The sequence below is a fragment of the Amycolatopsis sp. WAC 01416 genome (genome assembly GCF_003947485.1).
Classification (GTDB): domain Bacteria; phylum Actinomycetota; class Actinomycetes; order Mycobacteriales; family Pseudonocardiaceae; genus Amycolatopsis.
The window spans coordinates 100109-115207 of sequence record NZ_QHHX01000012.1 but is presented as its reverse complement, the minus strand read 5'-3'; the positions used below and the strand labels follow the sequence as shown (position 1 = coordinate 115207).

Below are 15099 nucleotides of genomic sequence, written 5' to 3'. Positions count from 1 at the left end.
CGACTGAATCACGAAGACCGACACCGGGCCACCGCGGATACCTGACACGTCAGAGAAAAAGACCGAACCCACTGGAACCGGCGGACCCGACTCCCCGAAGCGCGTCAGCGCGACGGGGAGTCCGCACAGCGCGCGCCCTCTTTTGGCCGAAGGCCACGGAAACGTTTTGTAGGGCGCCCGCGCCCTGCGAAACGTTTCCGTCAGCGCGCGCTCAAAGAGCAGTCAGCGCGCCTCAAGGAAGCAGCGTGGTGACGAATTTGTAACGGTCGCCCCGGTAGATCGCTCGCGCGAACTCGACCGGTTTTCCGTCGGTGGCGAAGGAATGCCTCGAAAGGAGCAACATCGGCATTCCGACATCGGCGCCGAGCATCTCCGCCTCATGCGGTCCGGCGAGGGCGGTCTCGATGGTTTCCTCGGCCCTTTCGAGCTCGACGCCGTAGTGCTCCCTCAGTACCGCGTACAGCGAGCCACCTGCGGAAACGTGTTTGCGCAAACCGCGGAAGCGGCCGAGTGGGAGATGCGTGGTCTCGAGTGCCATGGGCTGCGAATCGGCCAGCCGGAGACGCCGAAGGCGAAGGATTTTCGCACCGACGCGGACTCCGAGGAGTTTCGCGAGGTCGGCCTCGACCGGTAGCTCGTCGATCTCGAGGAGCTTCGAAGACGGTTTGAGGCCTTGCTTGCGCATGTCCTCGGTGTAGGACGACAGCTGGAGGCGCTGCGCGAGTTTCGGCTCGGCGGCGAAGGTGCCCTTGCCCTGTACGCGGTGGAGCCTGCCTTCGGCGGTCAGGTCGGCGAGGGCCTGCCGGACCGTGGTGCGCGAAACGGTGAATTCTCCCGCGAGCGCCCGTTCCGTCGGAATCGGCGAACCCGGGGGCAACGCGTCGAGCAGATCGAGCAGATGCTGTTTCAGCGCCCAGTACTTGGGTTCGCGTTGTCCGCGCATCCCTGCCGTAGCGCCCGCCTCACTCGCGGTGGTTGTCTCCAACATGACCGACTCCCTAAGCCTTCCCACTCGAACGCGCACCGTCCCCGCTAGGAAACGTACCCTTCTCCACGAACGTCCATTCGGGCTAGCATTGGTCTAGACCTACTCGGGGGACGAAGTACGTCCCGGTCGAAGGGAACGAGATGACCGAACAGCGCCCCGGCGAGCACATGGCCGCGGAGATCTCCCAGCAACCCGCCATTCTGGCAGGAATCGTGGAGCGACAGGCCGAAATCGCCGAGGTGGCCGAAGCCATCTCCAAGCGCCCGCCCAGGTTCGCACTGCTCGCCGCCCGCGGCTCCAGCGACCACGCCGCGCTGTATGCGAAGTACCTGATCGAAGTACTCCTCGGTCTCCCCTGCGGTCTCGTCTCGCCCTCCACCGCGACTTTGTACGGCGCCCGTCCCGATCTGCGGGACGTTCTCTTCATCACAGTAAGCCAAAGCGGCGGTTCCCCGGATCTCATCGAGGTCACCGAAACCGCGCGTCGCCAGGGAGCGCTGACCGTCTCGGTCACCAACACCCTGTCCTCGCCGCTGCGCGCCGCCGCCGAACTCGGTGTCGACATCGGCGCGGGACTGGAAAAGGCCGTCGCCGCCACGAAGACGTACTCGGCCACCTTGCTTTCGCTTTACCTTCTGATCGACGCGGTCCGCGGCGGCAAGGGTGAGGACGCGAAGAAGCTGGGCGAGCTCGCGGAGCAGACCCTCGACGGCTCCGAAGAAGGCGTGCAGCGCGCGGTGGACCGCTACCGCTTCGTCGACCGGGTGCTCACCACGGGCCGCGGCTACTCCTACGCCACGGCGTTGGAAGGTTCGTTGAAGCTGGCCGAAACCAGCTACCTCGCCGCCCGCGCGTACAGCGGCGCGGACCTGTTGCACGGTCCGGTCGCCGCGGTCGACGGCGAGACCGCCGTGCTGGCCGTGACGAGTCAGGGCCACGGCGTCGGCGCGATGCAGGAGGTCCTCGAAGCCGTCGGCAAACGCGGCGCGGACGTACTCGCGGTCGGCTCCGCTTCGGCCGACGTCCCCGCCGCGCTCCGGATCGGTGTCGCGCCGTCCGCCGAAGAGGTCGCCCCGATCCTGGAGATCCTGCCGATCCAGCGGATCGCGCTCGGCCTTTCGCTGGCACGCGGCGGTGACCCCGACAGCCCGCGCGGGCTGCTCAAGGTGACCAAGACCCGGTGACCCACGTCGTCGGTGTGGACGCCGGAGGCACGTCGACGCGAGCGATCGCGGTCGACGCCTCCGGCGCCGTCCTCGGGACCGGGCGCGCGGGCGGGGCGAATCCCAACTCCCATCCGCCATCGGAAGCCGCCGCGCGGATCGCGAGCGCGATCGCCGGCGCGCTGGGCGGGCTGGACCCGGCCGCGACCAAGGCGTGCGTCGTCGGCATGGCGGGGGTCAGCAAGCTGAGCGATCCGGCGGTCGCGGAGATCTTCGAAGCCGCTTGGAAGGACCTGGGAATCAGTCCGGTGCGGACGGTCCCCGACCCCGAAGTCGCCTACGCGTCGGCCACTTCCGCGCCGGACGGTTCGGTTCTCGTGGCGGGCACCGGGTCGATCGCCGGCCGGGTCCGCGGCAGGCGGATGGTCTCGACCGCCGGCGGCTACGGCTGGTTGCTGGGTGACGAAGGTTCCGCGTACTGGCTCGGCAGGGAAGCCGTTCGCTCCACTTTGGATGTACTGAGCCGCGGCGGCGGACTCGGCCCGCTCGCGCGCTCCGTTCTCACCGAAGCGCTCGGACCGTCCGCAGTGGACCCCGCGAGCGACCGGGCCCCGCTGCGGCACGCGCTCATCACGAGCGCCAACTCCGAGGCACCGATCCGGCTCGCCAGGTTCGCCCCGTTCGTGAGCGAGGCCGACCGCGAAGGCGACCCCGCGGCGGATGAGATCACCACCCGGGCGGCCGCCCTTCTGGTGACGAACGTCATGGCCGCGCGGGATCCCGGCGAAACCACGCCGATCGTCCTCGTGGGCAGTGTGTTGTCGCCGGAGGGCCCGGTCGGGGCGAAAGTGCGTGCCGAACTGACCGGGATCGAGGCGCTGACCAGCACCGACGGGGTACTCGGTGCCGCTTGGCTCGCCGCCGTCGAGGCGTATGGGGAAGACGCCCCGAGACCGGCGCCACGCTGAAAAACACCCAAAACGAGCCCGAAAAGACCAAACCATCGACTCCGGGGCCGAACTCCGGGTACCGTAGGACCCGGCCCCCGGACCCTCCCCCCTCGCCGGGGGCCGCCTTATGTCCTGGGTAGCCCATCCGGCTCGGAATCCGAGGAATCCCCGTTCTCTTCCACCACCCGCAGACCGGGATGTTCCGGGGGCAGCGTGCGGTACAGCACCCAGCCGCTCACGGCGACCGTCACCGCGACCAGCGGCCAGGACAGCACCGTCCGCGCGATGCCGAGCGGGACCACCTGCCCGCTCCACCACAGCGAGCCGTACACCGCGACCCGCAGCGTGTACTGCAGGAAAACCCACACCCAGCTCGCCCGCGAATACGCGCGCAGCAACGCGGGGTCGCGGCGCCAGCGGGTCTTCTGCCCGATGACGAGCCCGACCACGACGCCGAGCAACGGCCACCGCACCACGATGCTGGCCGCCCACAGCAACGCGCTGGCCACATTGGACAGCAGCTGGATGAGGAAGAAGTCTTCGGCGCGGCCGGTGTGCAGGGCGATCAGCGCGGCGGCGATCACCGCGGCGAGGCTCACCACGACCGCGCGGGCCTTGTCTCCGCGCGCCACCCGGTAGACCCCGAGCAGCACCGCCACCCCGATGGCCACCCCGGCGCCCCAGGCGATCGACTGGCCCGCGATCAGCCAGCCGAGGACGAAGGCCGCGGGCGGGATGCTCGCGTCGATGGCGCCACGCCGCCCGCCGAGGATCTGGGCGAGCGACTCGCGCGGGGGTCGTGAGGTCACCCTTACAGCCTGCCGGATCCATGACCCCGAACACCCGGGCGGGGAGACGTTCGCCACATACCCTGTCCGGTTTACGCCCACTTGAGGGGAATCCGCGCTGCGCAGACGTGTACATCCCGGTAATGGGGATGCATGGACGTCCGACAAAATAAGAGACTGTGTCAACGGCCTGAACCACGGGTTTCGCTCGGATGGGATTGCAGGGGCGCTCTCAGCTGTTAGTTGTGGTGTACAAGTACCAACCGGGGGCACACGGACGGAAGGGGACCCAACGTGTACGGATTCGACAGCTACGTGGCGATCGGTGACAGCTTCACCGAAGGACTCAACGATGACCTGCCCGACGGCAGCTTCAGGGGCTGGGCGGACAGGCTGGCGGAGATCCTCGCCGAAGGCAGGCCCGATTTCCAGTACGCGAACCTGGCCCTCCGGGGGAAGATGCTCGACGAGATCCTCGAAGAGCAGCTGCCGATCGCGCTGGCGGTGAAGCCCGACCTGGTCACCCTGTGCGCGGGCGGCAACGACATCATCGTGCCCGGCGCGGACGTGGACGCCGTCGCCGCGCGGCTGGAGGCGGGGGTCGCCAAGCTGCGCGAGGCCGGGATCCCGGTGCTCATCTTCAACGGGCCGGACACCAAATACCTGTCCGTGATGCACGTCCTCCGGGGGAAGGTCGGCATCTACAACGCGCATCTGTGGGCGATCGCCGACCGGCACGGCGCCAAGATGGTCGACATGTGGGCGATGGCCCCGCTGCACGACCGCCGCGCCTGGAGCGACGACCGGCTGCACTTCACCCCCGAGGCCCACCGGCGGATCGCGCTGCGCGCGGCCGAGGTCCTCGGCGTCCCGGCCGCCGACGACTGGCGTGAGCCGTGGCCGGCGTCCGAGGAGCCGAGTACCTGGATCACTTCGCGCCGCTCCGACCTCGAGTGGACGAAGGCGCATCTGCTGCCGTGGATCCGGCGTCAGCTCAGGGGAGAGTCCATGGGCGACGGCCTGTCCCCGAAGCGCCCCCAGCTCGCGCCGCTGCTCCCGCTGGAGCAGATCGACGCGACGGGCGTCTCGCTCCCGGCGGAACAGCTGCGCCCGGCGCGGGAGATCCACCACCACGCGAGCTGAAGCACGGCGGCCTAAGTACCTTCTGGCTTCGGCTGATCGCGGGACCGCGGTCCGTGAAGGACTCCTTGAGGGACTCTGGGTCCCTCAAGGAGTCCTTCACGGACTCGGGAACACACGCCTCTAGCCCAGTAGCCCCACCAGTCACAACGATGGCACGCGAAGGCCTTCCCACAAGTACATGAAGGACCCCTTCACAGCGCTAGACGCAAGGAAGGACCCCTTCACGTACTTCGAGCGACCACGGTGCCGAAAGTTGGAGCTAGCGCGCGAAACCCACCCCGCGCCCTCGGTCGGTGTCACCCAGAAGGGTCATGTACTGACCGTCCGGCGCACCCGAGCCGGCGCCGGCGCGCGGTCTGCCACCCTTCCCGGACGCCCCCGACGTCGCAGGCCAGAGACGTGCGACCGCCTCTCGCGGAGCAGCCCCGACAGTGGCGGAACACTAGGCCGGACGTGACGAAAGCCGGTTCGCTAACCGGCCGAACGCGGCTTACAGTCCCTTCATGCCCGGTACACGCTGGAGCCGCTTGCTGCCTACAGCGCTGCTGGTCACGCTCGCCTTGACGGCGATCACCGTCTGGTCGGCCTCGGACGACATCGAGGCCGAGCTGACGGCGCGCGCGAAGGACGCGCTCGCCGACGTGGGCGTCTCCGGCGGCCAGGTGAGCTTCTCCGGCCGCGACGCGAACCTCGCCGGCTTCCCGCCGGACAAGGCCGCGCAGGCGATGGACGCCATCCAGCGGATCGACGGGGTCCGGACGGTCGAGATCTCCGGTGACACCGCCCCGCCGGCCGGTCCGGTGACGACCAGCGGCGAACCGTCGAGCCAGCCGCCGCCGAGTCCGTCGCCGAGCCCGACGCCGACGTCGGCCAAGCCGACCGACAAGGCCGGGTTCCAGGCCGAGCTCGACCGCATGCTGACGGCCACGCCGATCACGTTCGAACCGGACACCACCGAGCTCACCGCGGACGGCGAGCGCGGCGCGCTGGAGATCGCGAAGCTGCTCACGGACGCCCCCGCCGATCTGCGGTTCCGGATCACCGGGCAGGTGGCGACCGGTTCGGACCGGCGGCTCGCGCTGAACCGGGCGCTGACGGTGGAGCGGTTACTGGAGCGCAACGGGGTCAAACGCGACCAGGCGTACTCCACCCAGCGCAGGAACTCCGACGGCGCGAGCGGCGAGGGCCGCCGCGTCGGCATCACGGCAGAACAGAGGTGATGGCTGAATGCTCTGGCTTTTCGGGCAGATCTGGCTTTGGCTGCTCATCGCCTTCGCCCTCGGTTGTGGTGTCACCTGGCTGCTGATGCGCGGCGAACGACGTGAGCGTCCGGCCGCCGAACCGGTGGCGCACGAGCCGGTACGCGCCGTCGCACACGAACCGGAACCCGAGCCGGTGCCCGAACTGCTGTCCACCGAACGGACGCAGTTCATCCCGCCCGCGCGGATCCACGAAGACGACGAGCCGTTCGACCAGGAGGCGGAAGGCCACCGTGAGGGGCAGCTGACCCCGGAGCTGGTGCACGGCTACCACCCGGAGCAGCCGGAACCGGCCGCCAAGAACGGCGAGAGCGGTCACGAACCCGAACCGGTCTGGCCGAGCGACGAGGACTGGCCGCCCGCCCGACGCGCGCCCGAGCACCGGCCGGGGCAGGGCGGCTGACACCCGCCTGGTAAATTCGGCTACGCACTGTGAGCGTGACGCCGGATACGTTTCTTCGATCGAGAGCTCCGGCACACGAAGGAGGCTCCGATTTGGCGCTCCCCTATTGGACGCCGCACAACCTGCTGCCTCCGGGCCGCCATCCCGCCGATCTGGCCGATGTCTACGAGCGGCTGGTGTTCGACGCGCCGCATCAGAACGACCGCGAGATCCTGTTCAGCGCGCTGAACAGCTACCTGGGTGTCGCCCGGCGGATCATGCCCACCGGCCGGGCGTGGATCGGCGGCGATCTGACCGCCAGGACCCCGCACGCGCCGATCGGGCTCGACGTGGTGCTGATCCCGGACGAATGGGGCGCGCTCAAACGGCTCGACGACGCGGGCCGCTCGGCGCTGTACGGGCTGCTGACCTTGCGCGGGGTCATCGTCGGCCAGCCCGCCATGTATCTCGACCAGGTCCAGCCCGTCGGCGGGATGCTCGACGGCTTCCTCTGCCGCCCCGGCGACGAGGAGATCTGGGAGGAAGTGTGGGCATCGGGTGGCAGGGGAATTCCGGAAGTGATCTGGTGAGGAACGAATTCCGGCGTATCGCCGACGAGATCCCCGGCGGCACCTGGCTCGACGACCTCGCCCGCGCGTCGGCGATGGCCGCGTACGCGAAGTTCGAGCGGACGTCGCGTTCGCCGCTGCTTCGCGTGTCCGTGCTCGGCGAGTCGCATCTGGACGCGTACACCTTCTCCGACATCAGCCGCGCGTTGCAGGACGCGACGGCGAAGATCGGGCACATCATCCGCAACCCGTCGGGCGAGGTGACCTTCGTCCAGCCCGCGGACCGGGAAAAGGCCCCGCTGATCCAGCGCGGCCAGGCGGGCAACGCGATCTTCTTCGGTTTCCCCGAACCGGCGCTCGACGACGCGCTCATCCACGACGGGCTCGAGTCGCTGTCCGAACGCGCGGTCAAGGAACTGTGCGACTTCCTGCCCGCCAACGGCTCCGACGACGGCGCGCTGGACGCGGTGCTGCTGCAGCGTGACACCGTCCGCAACGCGGTCAGCGACATCGTCAACGCGGTCAGCAAACACGCCGGGATCGGCATGGCGCTGACCCCGACCGCCGGCGACGAGCTGACCCGCAGCATGACCACCGAGCAGGCGAGGATCCTGTCGGGGAGCCTGCGCGAGTCGCGGGAGGCCGTCGGCTACGAGACGGTCAGCGGCAGGCTGGACGGGGTCCGCACCCGGCGCCGGATCTTCTATCTCGAACGCGAATCGGGCGGCACGATCCAGGGCGCGGTCGCGCCGGATCTGCTCGACGAGATCAAGGAGAACCTGGACCGGCCGGTGACCGCGCGGCTGCGTGTCGTCCGCACCACGACCATCGACGGCCGCCGTGGCCGCCCGGTGCACGAACTGCTGGAGATCACCCCGGAAGTCAGCCTGTTCGATCAGTGATCGGGTTTCCGACATTCGGCGATGCCACAATTCTCGTCAGAAAATATCGGTATTCGCTTGATCATCGTTGAATGATGACTTTTTCCGGCAGGTAACAATTTCGGCCATTACCCCGAACGATGGGTTAACGTCTTCGGACGGAAGCCTCCGAAAGGGCATGTATGCCGACCGATCCACCACTCCCGCACCCGCCGGCCACCCGCTATGGTCCTGGGTTCGCCGCGCACGGTACAAGGCACCGGAAACCCAAGAACGGCCTGGTCGTCGCGGGTTTCCTGGTCGGACTCGCGGCGCTCGGGGTCGCCTTCGTCCCGGTCGTGGGGATCGCCGCATGGCCGCTCGCCGTAATCGGGTTGACTCTTTCCGTGATCGGTTTGACCAAAATCAAGAAGGGTGAAGCCGACAAGAAGGGAATGGGGATCGCGGGGCTCGCGCTTTCCATCGCCGGTTTGGTGGCCGCCGGCGGGTTACTGGTCTACACCAGTTTCTTCGCTACCGGCGAGTCGGGACTGCACATCCCGGCCGTCGCCGGGGACAAGAACACCGTCGAGTTCGTCGTCAGCGCTTCGGGCGGCGCGACCGTCCGCTTCGGCTCGCTCAACGACCAGCGCACCGAGACGACCCCGGCGAGCACCGACGAATGGCGCGGCACGGCGTCCTTCAACTCGGGCGAATACCTGCTCACGGTCACCGCGGACACCCGGAACTCGTCGGTCAGCAACCAGATCGCCTGCTCGATCCTGGTCAACGGCCGGAAGGTCGCGGAGAACAAGGGCCAGACCATCGCCCTGTGCACCGCCGGCACCGGCTGACTCCCCGCGATTCGGCACCTACTTGCGAGGTGCCGCGTGCGCGACCCTCGCGATCAGGTGCCGAATCGCGAGGTGTCGCCTGGCGGCCGGCCGGTATCGCCCCCACCTCCACCGGCCGGACCGCCACGAGCCGCTCCTGGCGACTCTTCAGACGGGCCGTGAGAAGGGGCCCGCCCGAGCGCCGATCCTTATCGCGTGCCCCTCCCCTAGGGCTCGATCGACGCTGAACGGGACCCTACGCGCGCGAGCCGCGAGGCCACTAAGAATCCGCTAAGGATCACTCACGGACTTCGCCGAGGTCCGTGAGTTCCGCACGGACGAGTCCGGCGAGTTTCGGATTGGCGTCCGAGAGGATTTTCAGCGCGAACGCGAATTGCTCGCGGGCACCGTCCACATCCGACCCGGCCCGCAGCACCCGGCCCAGTGTCAGCCGCAGTACGCCTTCCTGGAGGACGAACCGTCTGCTGATCGTCAGGTCCACGGCCTCCCAGACGTACCGTTCGGCGGCGGCGAGTTCGCCGATCCGCATGCTCAATTCGGCCAGATTGTTCAGCGAGACGACGACGTAGCTTTCGTCGCCGAGGGTCCGGTCGATCTCCAGCGAGGCGACCTGATGCCCGATCGCCTCGATGAATCGCCCCGCTCGTTTTTCCGCCTCGGCGCAGTTGTTGAGCGCCTGCCCGCGCAGTTCGAGATCGCCGGTCCGGTCGGTCTCCTCGACCGCCTGCCGCAACGTCCTGATCGCCTCGTCGTACCGTCCCAGCAAGGTCAGCGCGGAGCCGAGGTGGATGTTCGCGGAGACCGTCAGCCGGTCGTCGCCGATCGCGGTCGCGAGTTCCAGCGCGCGTTCGGCGTCGGCGAGACACCCTTGCGGCAGTTCGAAAGTGAGCGCGATGGCGCAGCGTGAGATCAGCATCCAGCACTGGCCGAGGACGTCACGGGACCGCTCGGCGGCCTCCAGCCCGATCTCGATCAGCCGCCGCCACTCGTCCAGCAGCGGATACACCGCGCGATAGGTGTGCGCGACCCTTGCCAGCCGCCAGACGTCGTCGTGGCGGCCGCCGGCACGGGCGGCTTCGAGGACCTCCAGGAGGTTCTCCCATTCCGCGGTGAACCAGTCCTGCGCGTCGGTGAAGGAGGTGATCGGCGGCGTCTGCGCGTCGGTCAGCGCGCCGGTGAAGTCCAGCGGATCGACGATCCGCAGCATCTTGCGCCGGGCCCGGTCGGCGACGGCTTGATAGAACCGCACCGATCGCGTCAGGACGTCTTCCCGGTCGGCCTCGTCGAGTTCGTTCTCCGCCAGTTCGCGCAGGAACAGGCGGACGAGGTCGTGCGGGACGAACGAGTCGCGGCCGGTTTCGGCGAGCAGGTTGTGCGCGGCGAGCACCCGCAGATGCCGTCGCGCCTCGGCGACGGTGATCCCGCCGATCGCGGCCGTCAGATGCGAACCGGCCGAAACGCATTGGACGACGCCGAGCCGCAGGAACGTGTTCGCGACCTCGGGCGGCAGCCCCCGGAACGAAACGTCGAACGCCGCGCGGACGCCGTCGTCCGGGCCGTCGACGTCGAGGGCGGCCAGCCTGGTGCGTTCGTTGCCGAGTTCGTCGACCAGATCCTGCGCGGACCACTGCGCGCTGGCGGCGAGCCGGGCTCCCGCGATCCGCAGCGCGAGCGGGAGATAGCCGCAGAGCCGGGCGAGCGCGTGGTTGAGGTCGAATCCGGCGGGACCGGCGAGCTCCTCGATCAGCCGGACGGCGTCACCGGGCGCGAGCGTGCCGAGCACGCGCAGTTTGGCGGCGTTGGACACGGCGAGCCCGTCGAGCCGGGAACGGCTGGTCACCAGCGTCATCGACCGCGAACCGGGCGGCAGCAGCGGCCGGACCTGCTCGGCGGTGCGGGCGTTGTCGAGGATCACCAGCATCCGGCGGCCCGCGATCATCGACCGGTAGAGCGCGATGCGTTCGTGGACCTGCTCGGGCACCCCCTCGGCGGGGACACCCAGCCCGAGCAGGAACTGGATGAGCAGATCGGCGGGTTCCAGCGGCGGATGATGCGGATCGAAACCCCGCAGCGAGGCGAAGAGGATGCCGTCGGGGAAGCGCCGGGCGGCGCGATGCGCCCACCACACCACCAGGCTGCTCTTGCCGATGCCGGCGGTCCCGGTGACCACGCCGACCGCCGTCTCGCCCGCTTCTGCCCGCTCGGCGAGCTCGTCGAGCCAGGCCAGATCGGCCTCGCGCCCGGCGAGGTTCGGCACGGCGGGCGGCAGCTGCTGGACGGGCGCCGACTCGGCCTTCGGTTCCGCGACGACCTTGACCGGCAGGTCGTCGTTGAGGACACGTTCGTGCAGCCAGCGCAGATCCGCGCCGGGTTCGACGCCGAGGGTGCGCAAGGTCGCCCGGGACACCGTGCGGTAGAGCTCGAGCGCGTCGCCGCGGCGCCCGGCGTGGTAGAGCGCGCGCATCAGCTGACCGGCCGTGCGTTCGGCGAGCGGGTTCGCGCGGACCAGCGGGCTGAGCTCGACGATCAGTTCCGCGTGCCTGCCGAGTTCGAGATCCGCGTCGACCCTGGCCCCGTGGACGGCGAGCCGCAGATCCTCCAGTTCGGGGGCGCGGACCGAACCCGGAACCCCGGCCAGTGTCGGCCCCTGCCACAGCGCGAGGGCCTCGGCGAGCAGTTCGGACGCCTTCTCCGGATCTTCGGCAGAAGCCCGCTCCAGCAGCGACCGGGCACGGTGGACGTCGATCCGGCCTGGTTCGACGGTGAGCTGGTAGCCGGGCGGGGCGGTGAGGATCCGGGCGCCGCGCGGATGGTCGCCCTGGATGTCGCGGAGCACGCGCCGCAGATGCGAGACGTTGCCGTGGACGATCGTGCGGGCCGTGGCGGGCGGATCGTGACCCCAGAGCGCGTCGATGATCTCGTCGAGCGCGACCACCTTGTTGACCTTCAGCGCCAGCAACGCGAGCAGACCGCGGACGCCGGGGCCGCCGACGGGGACCGGGCGATCGCCGTCGAGAAGCCGTACGGGACCGAGGAGCTGGAAACGGGCAGGGGAACCGCTTTCGCCCATGACAAGCCCCCCTCCTCCGATCTCTCCCCTTACCGGAGTAGCCAACCTACCGCGCGAAGACGCCGCCAACCAGAAAAGCCTCGTGCGACGCTCCAGGTCACCGATACGGACAAACGCGCCCAATGTGGCATTGGGGACGTTGAGTGTCCCCAATGCCACATTGGGCGCGTCGCGTGAGGGGCGACCGCCGAGGAAATGAAAAGGCTCCGTGCCATCAGTCCCGATCTGATGGCACGGAGCCGGGGGATGTCCGATTTGGGCCGCCTGGGGGCGCGACCCACACCGGACATCGGCGTCCACGTCCGTCCGGGTGGGCTCACCCCGAGCGAAGAACCCGTTCGGCCGTCGACAACACCTACGTGAGCGAGCCCACTGGCCCGCTCACGTGGCGACAACGTAACAGGGCGCACACCGACGGCTACAGGCGCCCCGTCATGGCCTTCGCCACCTGCGGTTTCGTCAGCGCGACAGCGGAGTCGAGTCGCGGCCGGCGATGAACGCCGGACGCGGTTCGATCGCGGCGAACGGCTCCCGCAGCGCGTTTTCGACGCTGTTGAACACGAGGAAGATGTTCGACCGCGGGTACGGCGTGATGTTGTTCGACGAACCGTGCATCACGTTCGAATCGAACCAGAGCGCCGAACCGGCCTGTCCGGTGAATTGGTCGATCCCGTATTCGGCGGCGAGTGTGGTGATGTCCTCTTCGCGAGGCACACCGACCCGCTGCTCTTTCAGCGAACTCTTGTAGTTGTCCTCCGGGGTTTCCCCGGCGCACTGCACGAAGCTCCGCTGCGAACCCGGCATCACCATCAGCCCGCCGTTGAACGGGTAGTTGTCGGTGAGCGCGATGGAGCAGCTGACCGCGCGCGGCGCGGGCATGCCGTCTTCGGCGTGCCAGGTCTCGAAGTCCGAGTGCCAGTAGAACCCGGTGCCCTTGAAGCCGGGCATGTAGTTCACGCGGCTCTGATGGATGTAGACCTCGGAGCCGAGGATCTGCCGGGCCCGGTCGAGGACGCGCGGGTCGCGGACGAGTTCCGCGATCAGCTCGCTGGTCTCGTGGACGTCGAAGATGGAGCGGACCTCACCGGTCTTGGCCTCGGTGATGACGCGCTCGTCGCCGCTGTGGTCGCCGGAGGACATCCGGACGAGTTCCTGCCAGTACGTCTGGACCTCGCCAGGCGACAGCAACTGGTCGACGACGGTGTAACCACGCGTTTCGTGGTTGGCGAGAGTGGCCGCGTCCAGGGGACCGTCGGCCTCGCCGCCCCAGACGGTGGGGTGCGTCCTGGGCAGATGTTCGGGCTTACCCGTGATGCGGGTCGGGTAACTGTCGTCGACTCGGGTGTCGGTCAGCGTCAATGCAGTCGCCTCCTCGAGCGATTTCTAGGGTTCGGTGACGAGCGGGTACACGCCGTTTTCGTCGTGGACCTCGCGGCCGGTGATGGGCGGGTTGAACACGCAGACGCACTTGATCTCGGTCTTGGGCCGGACCTGGTGCTTGTCGTGGTCGTTGAGCAGGTACAACGTGCCCGGCTTCAGCTGGAAGACCTCGCCGGTCGCGGTGTTCTCCAGCTCGCCTTCACCGGAGGTGATGAACACCGCTTCGATGTGGTTCGCGTACCAGAAGTCGTTGACCGTCCCGGCGTACAGCGTGGTCTCGTGCACCGAGAAGCCGACGCCCTCCTTGGCCAGCACGATGCGCTTGCTGCGCCAGTTCGGGGTCTTGATGTCGGCGTCGGTGTCGGTGACCTCGTCGAGTGTTCTGACAAGCAACGGAAAACTCCTTCTCGTTCCTGGTTGTGGGCGGTCAGGTCGGGTCAGGTGAGGACGGCGGAGACGGCCTCGTCGATGATCGCGAGGCCCTTCGTGAGCTCGTCGTCCGTCAGGGTGAGCGGCGGGAGGACCTTCATGACCTCGCCGTCGGGGCCGGAGGTCTCCATCAGCAGCCCGCGCTCGAACGCGGCGGCGCAGACCTTGCCCGCGAGGTCGCCGTTGGCGAACTCGATGCCCCGGGCGAGGCCGCGGCCCTTCGCGAACAGGTTCGCGTCCGGGTACGCCTCGACGATGCCCTGGAAGGCGGCGGCGACGCGCTCGCCCTTGGCCTTGGTCGACTTCTCCAGCTCGTCGTCGCTCCAGTAGACGCGCATCGCCTCGGTCGCGGTGACGAACGCCGGGCTGATGCCGCGGAAGGTGCCGTTGTGCTCACCCGGCTCCCAGACGTCGAGGTCCGGGCGGATCAGCGTCAGCGCCATCGGGATGCCGTAGCCGCCGATGGACTTCGAGAGGCAGACGATGTCGGGTTTGATGCCCGCGTCCTCGAAGCTGAAGAACGGGCCGGTGCGGCCGCAGCCCATCTGGACGTCGTCGAGGATCAGCAGGATGCCGTGCTTCTTGCACAGTTCGTCGAGCGCCTTGAGCCATTCGACGCGCGCGGCGTTGATGCCGCCCTCGCCCTGCACGCCCTCGACGATCACGGCGGCGGGCTCGTTCAGGCCGCTGCCGGAGTCTTCGAGCAGCTTCTCGAAGTAGAGGAAGTCCGGGATGGAGCCGTCGAAGTAGTTGTCGTACGGCATCGGGGTGGCGTGCACCAGCGGGACACCCGCGCCGCCGCGCTTCATCGAGTTGCCGGTCACCGAGAGGGCGCCCAGCGTCATCCCGTGGAAGGCGTTGGTGAAGTTGATGACCGATTCCTTGCCGGTCACCTTGCGGGCGAGCTTCAGCGCGGCCTCGACGGCGTTCGCGCCACCCGGGCCGGGGAAGACGACCTTGTAGTCGAGCTCGCGCGGCTGAAGGATCTTCTCCTTGAACGTCTGGAGGAAGTCCCGCTTGGCCACGGTGAACATGTCGAGCGCGTGCGTCACGCCGTCACGGGCGATGTAGTCGATCAGCGCCCGCTTCAGCGCGGGGTTGTTGTGCCCGTAGTTGAGCGCGCCGGCGCCGGCGAAGAAGTCGAGATAGGCCTTGCCGTCCTCGTCGTACAGGTAGCTCCCCTGCGCCCTGTCGAACACCACGGGCCAACCGCGGCTGTAACTGCGTACTTCGGATTCGAGCTCCTCGAAAATGCTCATCACGA

General features: G+C 68.6%; 14 protein-coding genes. 8 read left to right on the top strand and 6 right to left on the bottom strand.

Features of this window, described 5'->3' with window-relative positions; translation table 11 throughout:
- Positions 1-232: 232 nt before the first annotated feature.
- Positions 233-988, bottom strand: a complete 756-nt coding sequence (locus DL990_RS35240) for a GntR family transcriptional regulator (RefSeq protein WP_125782188.1) — start codon at positions 986-988, stop codon at positions 233-235.
- A gap of 140 nt (positions 989-1128) precedes the next feature.
- On the opposite strand from DL990_RS35240, the gene DL990_RS35235 reads away from it, so the two are divergent.
- Positions 1129-2172 carry an SIS domain-containing protein gene (locus DL990_RS35235; RefSeq protein ID WP_125782190.1) on the top strand — a complete coding sequence of 348 codons (1044 nt, stop codon included), beginning with the start codon at positions 1129-1131 and terminating at the stop codon, positions 2170-2172.
- Positions 2169-3119 carry an N-acetylglucosamine kinase gene (locus DL990_RS35230; RefSeq protein WP_125782192.1) on the top strand — a complete coding sequence of 317 codons (951 nt, stop codon included), beginning with the start codon at positions 2169-2171 and terminating at the stop codon, positions 3117-3119. Before DL990_RS35235 ends, DL990_RS35230 begins: the two co-directional genes overlap by 4 nt.
- Positions 3120-3226: 107 nt before the next feature.
- Here DL990_RS35230 and DL990_RS35225 read toward each other — a convergent pair whose 3' ends face one another.
- On the bottom strand, positions 3227-3910 hold the full coding sequence (locus tag DL990_RS35225; RefSeq protein WP_125782194.1) for a DUF3159 domain-containing protein: 684 nt from the start codon (positions 3908-3910) through the stop codon (positions 3227-3229).
- A gap of 273 nt (positions 3911-4183) precedes the next feature.
- On the opposite strand from DL990_RS35225, the gene DL990_RS35220 reads away from it, so the two are divergent.
- From DL990_RS35220 to DL990_RS35195, 6 genes are all read left to right on the top strand, one after another.
- The gene (locus tag DL990_RS35220; protein WP_125801297.1) at positions 4184-5032 is read left to right on the top strand and encodes an SGNH/GDSL hydrolase family protein; all 849 of its coding nucleotides are present in this window, start codon (positions 4184-4186) and stop codon (positions 5030-5032) included.
- Positions 5033-5535: 503 nt separating this feature from the next.
- On the top strand, positions 5536-6252 hold the full coding sequence (locus DL990_RS35215; RefSeq protein ID WP_233598697.1) for a cell envelope biogenesis protein OmpA: 717 nt from the start codon (positions 5536-5538) through the stop codon (positions 6250-6252).
- 7 nt (positions 6253-6259) lie between these two features.
- Positions 6260-6694, top strand: a complete 435-nt coding sequence (locus DL990_RS35210; protein ID WP_125801296.1) for a hypothetical protein — start codon at positions 6260-6262, stop codon at positions 6692-6694.
- Positions 6695-6786: 92 nt separating this feature from the next.
- Positions 6787-7263, top strand: a complete 477-nt coding sequence (locus DL990_RS35205) for a hypothetical protein (protein ID WP_125782200.1) — start codon at positions 6787-6789, stop codon at positions 7261-7263.
- The gene (locus DL990_RS35200) at positions 7260-8144 is read left to right on the top strand and encodes a hypothetical protein (protein ID WP_125782202.1); all 885 of its coding nucleotides are present in this window, start codon (positions 7260-7262) and stop codon (positions 8142-8144) included. Before DL990_RS35205 ends, DL990_RS35200 begins: the two co-directional genes overlap by 4 nt.
- A gap of 161 nt (positions 8145-8305) precedes the next feature.
- Entirely contained in the window at positions 8306-8956 is a 651-nt protein-coding gene (locus DL990_RS35195; protein ID WP_125801295.1) for a DUF4190 domain-containing protein, read from the top strand.
- Between the two features lie 277 nt (positions 8957-9233).
- On the opposite strand, the gene DL990_RS35190 is transcribed toward DL990_RS35195, so the two are convergent.
- From DL990_RS35190 to ectB, 4 genes are all read right to left on the bottom strand, one after another.
- Complete coding sequence (locus DL990_RS35190) at positions 9234-12026, bottom strand: BTAD domain-containing putative transcriptional regulator (RefSeq protein ID WP_125801294.1); 2793 nt, start codon at positions 12024-12026, stop codon at positions 9234-9236.
- Between the two features lie 459 nt (positions 12027-12485).
- A complete protein-coding gene (gene thpD / locus DL990_RS35185) occupies positions 12486-13385 on the bottom strand; it encodes an ectoine hydroxylase (protein ID WP_125782208.1) in 900 nt (299 codons plus the stop codon).
- Positions 13386-13409: 24 nt separating this feature from the next.
- Positions 13410-13799, bottom strand: a complete 390-nt coding sequence (locus tag DL990_RS35180; RefSeq protein WP_007033454.1) for an ectoine synthase — start codon at positions 13797-13799, stop codon at positions 13410-13412.
- A gap of 44 nt (positions 13800-13843) precedes the next feature.
- Entirely contained in the window at positions 13844-15094 is a 1251-nt protein-coding gene (gene ectB / locus DL990_RS35175) for a diaminobutyrate--2-oxoglutarate transaminase (RefSeq protein WP_125782210.1), read from the bottom strand.
- Positions 15095-15099 lie beyond the last annotated feature (5 nt).